At 54.5% G+C, this 12,258-nt stretch carries 12 protein-coding genes; 3 read left to right on the top strand and 9 right to left on the bottom strand.

Translation table 11 applies throughout. The features are described 5' to 3' along the window. Positions 1 to 46 precede the first annotated feature (46 nt). The 4 genes from GYRE_RS14820 to yfbV form a co-directional block, all read right to left on the bottom strand. Positions 47 to 1,879, bottom strand: coding sequence for an SLC13 family permease (locus GYRE_RS14820; protein WP_006820957.1), 1,833 nt, complete (start codon positions 1,877 to 1,879; stop codon positions 47 to 49). Positions 1,880 to 1,955: 76 nt separating this feature from the next. Beyond that, on the bottom strand, positions 1,956 to 2,615 hold the full coding sequence (locus GYRE_RS14815) for a sugar phosphatase (RefSeq protein ID WP_038256268.1): 660 nt from the start codon (positions 2,613 to 2,615) through the stop codon (positions 1,956 to 1,958). Between the two features lie 11 nt (positions 2,616 to 2,626). Further along, the gene (locus tag GYRE_RS14810) at positions 2,627 to 3,121 is read right to left on the bottom strand and encodes a YfbU family protein (protein WP_038256265.1); all 495 of its coding nucleotides are present in this window, start codon (positions 3,119 to 3,121) and stop codon (positions 2,627 to 2,629) included. Positions 3,122 to 3,201: 80 nt separating this feature from the next. Beyond that, complete coding sequence (yfbV, locus tag GYRE_RS14805) at positions 3,202 to 3,657, bottom strand: terminus macrodomain insulation protein YfbV (protein ID WP_038256263.1); 456 nt, start codon at positions 3,655 to 3,657, stop codon at positions 3,202 to 3,204. A gap of 339 nt (positions 3,658 to 3,996) precedes the next feature. Between yfbV and ackA the strand changes: the two genes are divergently transcribed. From ackA to GYRE_RS14790, 3 genes are all read left to right on the top strand, one after another. Beyond that, entirely contained in the window at positions 3,997 to 5,199 is a 1,203-nt protein-coding gene (gene ackA, locus GYRE_RS14800) for an acetate kinase (RefSeq protein WP_038256260.1), read from the top strand. A gap of 76 nt (positions 5,200 to 5,275) precedes the next feature. After that, the gene (gene pta / locus GYRE_RS14795) at positions 5,276 to 7,420 is read left to right on the top strand and encodes a phosphate acetyltransferase (RefSeq protein ID WP_038256258.1); all 2,145 of its coding nucleotides are present in this window, start codon (positions 5,276 to 5,278) and stop codon (positions 7,418 to 7,420) included. Positions 7,421 to 7,600: 180 nt separating this feature from the next. Beyond that, positions 7,601 to 8,026 (top strand): hypothetical protein, encoded by a 426-nt coding sequence (locus tag GYRE_RS14790; RefSeq protein WP_038256256.1) that lies wholly within the window; start codon positions 7,601 to 7,603, stop codon positions 8,024 to 8,026. A gap of 43 nt (positions 8,027 to 8,069) precedes the next feature. On the opposite strand, the gene GYRE_RS14785 is transcribed toward GYRE_RS14790, so the two are convergent. From GYRE_RS14785 to GYRE_RS14765, 5 genes are all read right to left on the bottom strand, one after another. Further along, positions 8,070 to 9,023 (bottom strand): transketolase family protein, encoded by a 954-nt coding sequence (locus GYRE_RS14785; protein ID WP_038256254.1) that lies wholly within the window; start codon positions 9,021 to 9,023, stop codon positions 8,070 to 8,072. Next, a complete protein-coding gene (locus GYRE_RS14780; RefSeq protein WP_112471366.1) occupies positions 9,016 to 9,846 on the bottom strand; it encodes a transketolase in 831 nt (276 codons plus the stop codon). The genes GYRE_RS14785 and GYRE_RS14780 overlap by 8 nt, the downstream gene beginning before the upstream one ends. Further along, on the bottom strand, positions 9,843 to 11,231 hold the full coding sequence (locus GYRE_RS14775; protein ID WP_006820966.1) for a PTS ascorbate transporter subunit IIC: 1,389 nt from the start codon (positions 11,229 to 11,231) through the stop codon (positions 9,843 to 9,845). The genes GYRE_RS14780 and GYRE_RS14775 overlap by 4 nt, the downstream gene beginning before the upstream one ends. 21 nt (positions 11,232 to 11,252) lie before the next feature. Continuing rightward, positions 11,253 to 11,525: a PTS sugar transporter subunit IIB gene (locus tag GYRE_RS14770; RefSeq protein WP_006820967.1), complete on the bottom strand. Its 273-nt coding sequence runs from the start codon at positions 11,523 to 11,525 to the stop codon at positions 11,253 to 11,255. 81 nt (positions 11,526 to 11,606) lie between these two features. Next, positions 11,607 to 12,050 carry a PTS sugar transporter subunit IIA gene (locus GYRE_RS14765; protein ID WP_038256251.1) on the bottom strand — a complete coding sequence of 148 codons (444 nt, stop codon included), beginning with the start codon at positions 12,048 to 12,050 and terminating at the stop codon, positions 11,607 to 11,609. Positions 12,051 to 12,258 lie beyond the last annotated feature (208 nt).

Genomic DNA, 12,258 nt, shown 5'->3' with positions numbered 1-12,258 from the left:
TGCCTGAACCCCTCTCCCGCAGGAGAGGGGGATTTCAGAGTGACACTCAGAACGGGAATAACACCGGGATGAACAGCACCGACACCACCATCACCAGCAGGGTGAACGGTACGCCAATTTTTACGAAATCACTGAAGGTGTAGTTACCAGGCCCCAGCACCAGCGTATTCACCGGCGACGATACCGGAGTCATAAAGGCCGCCGAAGCCGCCATCGCCACCACCATTGCAAACGGATACGGCGACACCCCCATCGATTTTGCCGCCGCCAGGGCAATCGGTGCCATTAGCACCGCTGTCGCGGTGTTCGAAATAAAGAGGCCAATCGCGGCACACATCACGAACAGGCAGCCGAGCATCAGGTACGGCCCCTGGTCACCCCCCACGCTCATCAATCCGTGAACAATAAGATCAACCCCACCGGTTTTCTGTAACGCAAGGGCAAAAGGCATCATCCCGACAATCAGAATAATGCTCGGCCAGTGGATCGCCTTGTAAGCGCTCTCGGCATCAACGCAACGAAACTTCGCCATCAGCAGACAGGCTATAATCGCGGCCACCGGGTTCGGGATTTCATCCGTCAGCATCAGCGCCACCATCAGTACCAGGCAGAAAATAGCGTGCGGTGCCTGGCTGTGGGCAGGCGATGCCTCGCTCTCTTCAACCGGCAGGTTAAGCACCACAAAATCGCGTCCTTTTTGCGCCAGCTGAGTAATGAGCTTCCAGTTACCCACCACCAGTAGAATGTCACCCAGCTCGATGGGTTCATCCACCACCGTGCCCTCCAGCGCTTCACCGCCGCGCTTTAAGCCAACAATGTTAAGACCGTAGCGGGTACGAAACCCAATTTCACGCACCGTTTTCCCTAATAATTCAGAATCCGGTATCAGCGACACTTCCGCCATGCCGACGTCCAGCGCCTGATCGGAGAAATACTCTCCGCGCAGCACCATAGGCTCGAGCATTTGTTCGCTACAGAACTGGCGCAGATCGACCTCCGCCGCCGACATATCAATCAGCAGTACGTCGCGAGCACGGAACTCAGAGACACCGTTCACGTTGACGATAACCCGGCGAAAACGCCGCCAGCGCTCTACCCCGATAACGTTCGCACCGTAACGTTCACGCAGGCGAAGATCGTCGAGCCGCTGGCCAATCATCGGCGAACCGGGGCGGATCGCAAGGCGACGCGCACGGCCGGTGAGCCCGTAGTCACGAATCAGATCGCGGAAAGTGCGCCGACGCCAGCCATCTCGCTGCGCCTGTGGATCCTCTCCTTTGAGCATAAAGCGCATCAGCAGCATGTAGATGATACCCAGTACCAGCACTATCAGCCCGATCGGGGTGACGCTAAAGAAGCTAAAACCGTGCAGCCCTTCGCGGACAAGCTCACTGTTTACCACCAGGTTTGGCGGCGTCGCGACAAGCGTCATCATGCCACTGATAAGCCCGGCGAAGCTGAGCGGCATCATCAGCCGGGACGGCGAGGTCTGCATCTTCATGGAGACACTCAGCACCACCGGAATAAAAATCGCCACCACCCCGGTAGAGCTCATAAACGCCCCGAGCCCGGCCACGGTCAGCATCAGGTAAATCAACATTTTGGTTTCGCTGCTACCGGCAATCTTCACCAGCCAGGCACCCATTTTGGTAGCCACACCGGTGCGCACCAGTCCGTCGCCGATAATAAACAGCGCGGCGATAAGAATAACGTTGGGATCGCTGAAGCCAGAGAAGGCTTCGCTAAGCGTGAGGGTGTCGCTTAAAACAAATGCGACGATAACCAGCAGCGCCACCGCATCCATGCGGACTTTGCCAGTGGCAAAAAGCACGACGGCAACCGCCAGCAAACACAGCACCCAAATCAGTTCACCATTCACAACATGTCCTTGTCAGATGAGGGGAAAGAAATAGTGCCATAAAAAAGCCCCGGTGAACCGGGGCTAAATCATAGCTTTACGCTTTCAGCGCCACGCTCGCCGTGCCGTCGGCCTGTTTGACGACCTCAAGCGCAGTGAGTGACGTCAGCACCAGGTCCACCTGCGCAAGGCAGGGCGACCCGGCGGGGACATTGACGGCAATAACATGACATCCTGCCGCCAGCCCTGAGATAACGCCCGCCTCGGCATCTTCTACCACCACACACTCCGCGGGTGTCAGGCCGAGCAGTTCAGCCCCCAGCAGGTAAGCATCCGGCTCCGGCTTACCGCGCGCCACGCGTTCAGCGGTGACAAACACTTCCGGCTTCGGCAAACCTGCGGCCCTGTGACGCGCATGGGCGACCGGTACCGTCCCGGACGTCACAATGGCCCACGGAATGCCCTTGTCGTTAAGGTGGGTCAGTAGCGCCAGTGCCCCAGGCAGCGCAGTAATCCCATCCGTATCAGCGGCTTCCATTTGCTCGAGGAAAGCGAACTCGGCTTTGATTTCCTCCTCGTTTTTTCCCGGCAGGAAGTGTCGCAAAGAGGTAATCGCTTGTTTACCATGAATAAAATCAAGTACTTCTTCATGGCTCAGGCCGTGCCTGTCCGCCCAATGGCACCATGAACGTTCGACTACCGGCAGGGAATCCACCAGCGTGCCATCCAAATCAAACAGGAAACCTTTACACTGCACAAGCGCCTCCGTCAGGCATTAATAATCTGGTTAATCTCGTTGCTGCTCAGGTGATACTGACGCGGGCAGGCGTGCCAGGCGCTCAGCATGCGCTGGTATTTTTCCCACATCGGGGTCTGGGCGTTGAAGCCGTGGGTCCCGGCGTCGAAGTGCGCATAGCGTCCTTCCACGTTGACCATAAAGCGTACATAACCAAGGTAGCGGGCTTCTGTGGCGGCGTCGAAGCCCAGGAACGTCACGCGACGCTCATCAATGGTGCTGGCATCTTTCAGGTTAGTCCACGAAACGTGCAGCGCGTGATACATCTCCATGATGTCGATGATCGTGCGGCAGGTCTCTTCCGTCAGTTGGCCGAACTCACGATCCAGTTCGCGCATCTGTAGCCCATAACCGCGCTCAATGATCGTTTGCAGACGGCGGTAACGCTCGGCGTTGTCGGGATCGAGCATGGTCATCATTTTGTACTGGTTCGACAAAATGAGGCGTTGAGCGTTAGTCATTTCCATTTTTGACTCCTGTTGCTTTTCGCAGCAAAAAAAAAGACACACATTGTGTGTCTTCTTTTATATGCGTTTTTGCGCGTCAATTACAAATCATCAAGGAAAGTTTTATCCAGTTGTTTGAAGGCGCGCTTAAGCGTGTCAGCTAAAGCCTGGTAATCTGGCTTGCCTTCGACCGGCGCCAGCGCCTGCCCCGCTTCCTGTAATTTCCCGCGAACTTCGTAGAACCAGTTGAGAATGGTCGGTGGTAACGGCGTAACCGAACGCTTACCCAACCACCAGAGTCCCTGCATTGGCAGGCTCAGGGCAAACAGCGCCGTGGCAACCGCCGGGCCCAGTTGTCCCCCCAGCGCAATTTGCCAGCAGAGGGTGAAGACCGCAATCGGCGGCATCAGGCGAATGGCATATTTCGTCATACGAATGGCGCGGTTCTCAACAAACACCGGCGCCAGGCGTTTATCCATTGGCCACGTCTTTGAATAGTGCTGTCCCCGGCGGAACAAGCTAAAAAAACTAACCGGGCGATTTTCGGATGTCGACATGGCGTTACCTCAACTTCACATGCAAAAATTAAAAAAAACTTACAAAACCACAACTGGGTTTGACAACGTTCAAAAGATTTTGTCATTGCCCCCTACGATCGGGTATCCTGTGCCAGCCTGAGATGGGCATAGACCCGTTCTCCTGGCTTGTCAAATTATTGCATATTATGCCACTGGCTGAAAATTGTGCAAAATGACATAGAATCAACAGGTATTTCCTTCATCGTGCCCAAAACAAGAACAAGGCATGATGTTAATCATAAATGTCAGCCTCATCCTGCGCTACGCTTTATGACTCACTGACGTTTTTTTAGCCACGTATCACTAATAGGTACTTCCATGTCGAGTAAGTTAGTACTGGTTCTGAACTGCGGTAGCTCCTCTCTGAAATTCGCCATCATCGATGCGACCAACGGTGAAGAGTATCTCTCTGGTTTGGCCGAATGTTTCCATCTGCCTGAAGCACGCATCAAATGGAAATTAGACGGTAGCAAGCAAGAAGCAGCCCTCGGTGCAGGAGCAGCTCACAGCGAAGCGCTGAACTTTATCGTTAACACTATTCTGGCACAAAAACCAGAACTGTCCGCCCAGCTGACCGCAATTGGTCACCGTATTGTTCACGGCGGCGAAAAATACACCAGCTCCGTGGTTATCGACGAAACCGTCATCCAGGGTATCAAAGACGCGGCGCCGTTTGCACCGCTGCACAACCCGGCTCACCTGATCGGTATCACCGAAGCGCTGAAATCCTTCCCGGGTCTGAAAGATAAGAACGTTGCCGTGTTCGACACCGCGTTCCACCAGACCATGCCGGAAGAATCTTACCTGTACGCCCTGCCGTACAACCTGTACAGAGAGCACGGCGTTCGTCGTTACGGTTTCCACGGCACCAGCCACTACTTCGTGACTCAAGAAGCCGCGAAAATGCTGAACAAGCCGGTTGAAGAACTGAACATCATCACCTGCCACCTGGGCAACGGTGGTTCCGTTTCCGCTATCCGTAACGGCCAGTGTGTCGACACCTCTATGGGTCTGACCCCGCTGGAAGGCCTGGTGATGGGCACCCGTACCGGTGACATCGACCCGGCAATCATTTTCTTCCTGCACGACAACTTAGGCATGAGCATCGATCAGATCAACAAAATGCTGACCAAAGAATCTGGTCTGCTGGGTCTGACCGAAGTCACCAGCGATTGCCGCTACGTTGAAGACAACTACGCGACGAAAGAAGACGCTAAACGTGCAATGGACGTTTACTGCCACCGTCTGGCGAAGTACATCGGTTCCTACAGTGCACTGATGGACGGTCGTCTGGACGCCGTTGTCTTCACCGGTGGTATCGGTGAAAACGCGGCAATGGTACGCGAGCTCTCCCTGGGCAAACTGGGCGTACTGGGCTTCGAAGTTGATCACGAGCGTAACCTGGCTGCCCGTTTCGGCAAGTCTGGCTTCATCAACAAAGAAGGTACCCGTCCTGCCGTGGTCATCCCGACCAACGAAGAACTGGTTATCGCGCAAGACGCCAGCCGTCTGACCGCCTGATTCCACACCGCCAGCCTACGCTGGCGGTGCTGTTTTTGTCACCCGCCGTCCTGGCGGTTACGAAAGAGGATAAATCGTGTCCCGTACTATTATGCTGATCCCGACAGGTACCAGCGTAGGCCTGACCAGCGTCAGCCTCGGTGTTATCCGCGCGATGGAACGTAAAGGCGTTCGTCTGAGCGTATTCAAACCTATCGCCCAGCCGCGTGCTGGTGGCGATGCGCCAGACCAGACCACCGCTATCGTTCGCGCCAACTCTTCAGTTCCGGCTGCAGAGCCGATGAACATGAACCACGTTGAATCTCTGCTCTCCAGCAACCAGAAAGACGTGCTGATGGAAGAGATCATCGCCAACTACCACGCCAACACTCAGGATGCTGAAGTGGTGCTGGTTGAAGGCCTGGTGCCGACTCGCAAACATCAGTTCGCGCAGTCTCTGAACTACGAAATCGCCAAAACGCTGAACGCGGAAATCGTGTTCGTGATGTCCCAGGGTACTGATACCCAGGAACAGCTGAACGAGCGTATCGAACTGACTCGCAGCAGCTTCGGCGGCGCGAAAAACACCAGCATCACCGGTGTTATCATCAACAAGCTGAACGCTCCGGTTGATGAGCAGGGCCGTACTCGTCCTGACCTGTCCGAAATCTTTGACGATTCTTCCAAAGCGAAAGTCGTGAAGATTGACCCGGCTGCGCTGCAGGCTTCCAGCCCGCTGCCAATTCTGGGCGCGGTGCCGTGGAGCTTCGATCTGATCGCTACCCGTGCTATCGATATGGCGCGTCATCTGAATGCGACCGTGGTTAACGAAGGCGATATCAAAACCCGCCGCGTGAAATCCGTGACCTTCTGTGCACGCAGCATCCCGCACATGCTGGAACACTTCCGCCCGGGCTCCCTGCTGGTGACCTCCGCTGACCGTCCGGACGTGCTGGTTGCAGCCTGCCTGGCAGCGATGAACGGCGTTGAGATCGGTGCCATCCTGCTGACCGGTGGTTACGACATGGACGCGCGCATCTCCAAGCTGTGCGAGCGTGCATTCGCGACTGGCCTGCCGGTATTCATGGTGAACACCAACACCTGGCAGACCTCTCTGAGCCTGCAGAGCTTCAACCTGGAAGTTCCGGTTGATGACCTCGCACGCATCGAGAAAGTTCAGGAGTACGTCGCTAACTACGTTAACGCCGACTGGGTTGAGTCTCTGACCGCTACCTCCGAGCGCAGCCGTCGTCTGTCTCCGCCAGCCTTCCGCTACCAGCTGACCGAGCTGGCGCGTAAAGCCGGCAAACGTGTTGTTCTGCCAGAAGGCGACGAGCCGCGTACCGTGAAAGCAGCAGCTATCTGTGCTGAACGTGGTATCGCGACCTGCGTACTGCTGGGCAACCCGGACGCTATCAACCGCGTTGCGGCTGACCAGGGCGTTGAGTTGGGCGCTGGCATCGAAATCGTCGATCCGGAAGTGGTTCGCGAGAGCTATGTGGGTCGTCTGGTTGAGCTGCGTAAGAGCAAAGGCATGACTGAAGCCGTTGCCCGCGAACAGCTGGAAGACAACGTGGTGCTGGGCACCCTGATGCTGGAGCAGGATGAAGTTGACGGTCTGGTTTCCGGTGCTGTTCACACCACCGCAAACACCATCCGTCCGCCGCTGCAGCTTATCAAAACTGCGCCAGGCAGCTCGCTGGTTTCTTCCGTGTTCTTCATGCTGCTGCCGGAACAGGTTTACGTTTACGGTGACTGTGCGATCAACCCGGATCCAACCGCAGAACAGCTGGCTGAAATCGCCATCCAGTCTGCTGACTCCGCGATCGCCTTCGGTATCGAACCGCGCGTAGCGATGCTCTCCTACTCCACCGGCACCTCTGGTGCAGGTAGCGACGTAGAGAAAGTTCGTGAAGCAACTCGTATCGCTCAGGAAAAACGTCCTGACCTGATGATCGACGGCCCGCTGCAGTACGATGCCGCCGTGATGGCTGACGTTGCGAAATCCAAAGCGCCGAACTCGCCGGTTGCTGGTCGCGCTACCGTGTTCATCTTCCCGGATCTGAACACCGGTAACACCACCTACAAAGCGGTACAGCGTTCTGCCGACCTGATCTCCATCGGGCCGATGCTGCAGGGTATGCGCAAGCCGGTGAACGACCTGTCTCGTGGCGCGCTGGTAGACGATATTGTCTACACCATCGCACTGACCGCGATCCAGTCTTCACAGCAAGAGAAGTAATTTTTCTTTTTAATCAAAAAGGCCGGTCAGCAATGACCGGCCTTTTTATTTGCGTTCAAACTGAAATGACCAAAAATAAGGCAACACTGCCTCTCCGCTAGTCAACCTCCGATCTCAATCTCCAGTAAATTACCATTCTCGAATGTATGTTTCTTAATTATCGCTGACTGGAGTAGAAAAATGAGTACTGAGAATTTAATTATTGACGGCAGCTTTGCAGAAGAACTGGTCCACTGGCGTACCAGTTCACCAGAATACGTGACTATTGTGCATAATCCTCCAGGGGATAACTATGCAAAAATCGCCGTTGGTAATGCAACAGGATTAACCCAAGTCGTGCCCCGTGCAGCAGGTGACTACACGCTGACGTTCCGTAGTTGCTACGTAGGCCCGAATTGTTCCGTTCGAGTCTGGGGACAAAATCAAAGCGGTGGTTGGGAATTTATTATTTTTCCGAATATGCCTGTGAATTATAATCAAAACATCTGGAATACCAACACTTTTAATTTTAACGTAGCTGAAAAATATACTGAATTTAAAGTTGAGTTTTATGCCTCGTACCAAACGACCTTTATGTTCACCAATGTTAGCGTAACGAAACAATAATAATAAACACCCGCCTCTGAAACCTCAGAGGCGGGTTTATTTACTACAGCAGCTCTCTCGCCGCCTTCACGATGTCATCCGCCGTCAGGCCATACTCCTGTTGCAGGAAATCCTGCGTTCCCACCTGGCCATAGCGCTCTTTCACCCCCACACGGCGCATCGGCACCGGACAGGTTTCCACCAGCACTTCAGCCACCGCCGACCCAAGTCCGTTATGAATACTGTGGTTTTCACAGGTGACGATACGCCCGGTTTTCTCGGCATAGTTTTTTACCAGCATGCGATCGATAGGTTTCAGCGTAAACATGTCAATAACTGCGGCGCTGATACCGTCTCGCTCCAGCCGTCGTGCGGCTTCTAGCGCTTCTGCCACCATGATGCCGTTGGCGATGAGCGTGATATCTTCCCCCTCGCGCAGCACATTCCCCTTGCCAATCGTGAAGTGTGAACCTTCCTGATAGACCGTCGGTGCCTGCTTGCGGATGGTGCGCACCCAGTAGAATCCTTCAAGATCGATAAGCTGATTGAGGATGTCCTTAAACATCACCGCATCGGTAACTTCGAGGACCACGGAATGCGCCAGCCCGCGAACAATCCCCATATCTTCAAACGACATATGGGTACCGCCGTTATGGCAGGCCGTAACCCCGGCGTCCGAGGCAATCACTTTCACGTTGTTGCGCTGATAGTCGAGCGACATGAATAACTGGTCAAAACAGCGGCGGCTGGCGAAAGCGGTAAAGGTGTGCACGAAAGGTTTACGCCCGGTGAGCGAAAGCCCTGCCGCCGTTCCAATCACGTTCGCTTCCATGATCCCACAGTTAATTACATGCTGCGGATGCTCACGCTGCACGCCATCCATCGCCATTGAGCTCATCAGATCCGCCTCAAGCGCAATAATGCCGCTGTTCGCCGCTATCTGCCCGGCAACAAACCCGGCGTACACTTTGCGCATTTCGATGGCGTCTTTTTCCCCGCCCGGGGCAACCTTAATCATGTGTGGCCTCCAGTTGTTGAATAGTCTCGTTGAGTATCTGCTTCGTTGCTTCCGTCAGGCGCAGATGGTGAGAATTGCTGAGCTGCTCAAGATACGGCACGCCCTGGCCTTTAATACTGTCGAGAATGACCAGCCGTGGTCGCGCACCTGGCTCCAGCACCGGTCTGGCAATCGCCTGCAGCGCGGGGATGTCATCGCCCTTTACGGTGTGGACGTCAAAACCAAAGGCGTGGAATTTACCCTCGAGATCGAACGGACGGATGATGTCGTCGAGCTCGCCGTCGAGCTGCTGTTTGTTCCAGTCCACGAATACCAGCAGGTTGTTGAGCTGATGGTGGGCGATAAACTGGAACGCCTCCCAGCACTGCCCCTCGTTAAGCTCGCCGTCGCCGACGATACAGAACACGCGATTGCGACGTCCGGCAAGCTTATGGGAAAGCGCCATCCCGGCGGCAATCGAAATCCCCTGCCCCAGTGAACCGGTGGTCGCATCCACGCCGCGGGTTTTCAACCGGTCCGGATGGCTCGGCAGCCGGGTACCGTTCTGGTTAAGCGTGCTCAACTCTGCAACAGGAAAGTAGCCCTTAATCGCAAGCGTACTGTACAGCGCCGGACCAGCATGCCCCTTCGACAGCACAAAGTAGTCGCGCTCGGGCCAGTCCGGGTCGGCCGGGTCAATACGCATCACGTCGCCGTATAGCACCGCCAGCGTTTCCACCACCGACATACAGCCGCCGTAGTGACCAAAGCCAAGCTGGGTCAGCGACTTCAGGGTAGCCACGCGGATATCGCGCGCCAGTTGAGTAATTTCAGCAGACATTATGATTTCGCCCCCGTTTTTTGCTGTGCGCCGTTGCCGGCAGATTTACCTTTCACGACGTTGTACGCCACGAGGATGATGAACAGCGCCACCACCAGCCCACTAATTGCCAGCGGTGAGAGATAGCGCGCCAGATTCCCAAGCACGATGCCCACCGCACCGAAATCGGCGTCAGAGAACGTCGTGTTAGCAAAGCCAATGGCCCCGAGAACCGGCAGCAGCAGCACAGGCAGGAAGGTAATGAGCAAACCATTGGCAAACGCGCCAAGCATTGCGCCACGACGGCCGCCGGTGGCGTTGCCAAATACCCCGGCAGTCGCGCCGGTAAAGAAGTGTGGGACAACGCCCGGCAGGATCAGTACCAGCTTCATCTGCCCGAGCAGGAACAGCCCCACCAGCCCACCGAGGAAGCTGAACAGAAAGCCAATCAGCACGGCGTTTGGTGCATAGGGATAAACCACCGGGCAATCCAGCGCCGGACGAGCGTTGGGCACCAGTTTTTCAGAAAAGCCGGTAAATGCCGGTACGATTTCCGCAAGGATCAACCGCACGCCCTGCAGGATGATGAACACGCCGGCAGCGAAGGTAATAGCCATAATGATGGCGTATACGAGGTAGTTCTGACCGCCGCTGAACTGGCTCTCAACGTATTCGCGACCGGCGCTCACCGCCATAATCAGGTAAATCACCATCATGGTCAGTGAAATAGAAATGGAGCTGTCGCGCAGGAAGCTCAGGTTCTTCGGCAGATTCATCTCTTCTGTCGAACGCGACCCTTTGCCACACACGCTGCCAATCCAGCCAGAAAGCACATAACCCAGAGTGCCAAAGTGCCCGAAAGCGATATCATCGGTCCCCGTAATACGCTTCATGTAGCGCTGCGCCAGCGCCGGGAAAAATGCCATTACCAGACCCAGGATAAGCGAACCGGTAAAGACCAGGCCTACCCCCTCAAATCCCGCAACCGTCAGGATCACGCCAATCATACAGGCCATGTAGAACGTGTGATGCCCGGTGAGGAAGATGTATTTCAGGCGTGTAAAGCGAGCCACGATGATGTTCGCCACCATCCCGAATGCCATGATAAGTGCCGTAGAGGCACCGTATTTCTCGAGGGCAATGGAGACTATCGCCTCATTATTCGGGATAATTCCCTGAATACTGAAAGCATGTTCAAACATACCGCCGAGTGGATTTAACGAACCCACCAGTACGGTGGCGCCACCGCCAAGAACAATAAAACCAAGAATGGTTTTAATTGTGCCTTTGACAACATCAGAGAATGATTTTTTCTGCGCGACCAGGCCTATTAATGCAATAAGACCAACCAGCACGGAAGGAACTTTTAATATATCAACAACGAAATTTAGCGTTTCAAGGATAAACATATCCACCTCGCGCAATCAGGGTTATTGTTGACTAAACCAGGCGCTCAATTTTTCTTCGAGCTCGTTGATATCGATAATATTGCTGATGACCACCAGTTGATGTGCCGGCACGCTGGCGCTTTCAGCAATATCTTTGGCCATCACAAACAGGTCTGCTGCCCCTGGTGTCGCTGAAGATAAGTCAGAGTGCTCTACATCAGCATCGATATTCAGTTTTTTAAGAATTTTTTTAATATTCATCTCGACCATAAAACTGCTGCCGAGCCCGGATCCGCAAATCGCCATTATTTTCATTATTGTCACCTAATTTAACGTAGAGTCGCCCGCATCTTACCCGCAGGTAAAATGCCAGAAGTCAGGATGTAATTTTAAAAATCAGAAGCGGCTAATAATGTTTTTAATTTCCTCCACGGTGTGTGCCTGATGTAGTTGCTGCAAATCGTCCTCGCTGGAAAATAGCTCTGCCAGCGCAGAAATCATTTCAATATGGCTGTGATTGTCGGGGGCGGCCAACATCACGATAACGTCAACCGGGTCAAACTCCCCGGCCCCAAAAGCTACTCCTTTATGCAGTTTCAGCAGTGAAAGTCCCATTCCCGTAGCCCCTTCTTCCGGACGCGCATGCGGCATGGCAAGGCCGGGAGCCAGCACATACCAGGGGCCGAGTTTCTGCTGCTGGGCAACGATGGTGGTAATATAATCCGATGTAATCACCCCCGCATTTAGCAACGGCTGCGCGCAGCGTTCCAGCGCCTGTCTCCAGTCAGAGACCGTCTCTTCCAGCATGATTGTCCCGTCATGGATCCACTGACTTAGCATTCTGTTCTCCTTCCCGTAACAAGGTGAACAAACTTTATGCAAGGGCGCGGCGACTAACCGTGATGATAATCACAAAGATAGCGCTACCAAAAATCCGTATCACAGAATTGTGATAGCGCTATCAAAACGTAATCATCGTGCAATTACTCAGCAAAAAGAGGGATTTCCGGCGTATACTGCATGCACTTAATGTTGTGATTTCACTCAG

Origin of the sequence: Yokenella regensburgei ATCC 49455 (assembly GCF_000735455.1) — a bacterium.
Lineage (GTDB): Bacteria > Pseudomonadota > Gammaproteobacteria > Enterobacterales > Enterobacteriaceae > Yokenella > Yokenella regensburgei.
The sequence above is the reverse complement of the archived record's forward strand: the minus strand, read 5'-3'. Positions and strand labels throughout refer to the sequence as shown.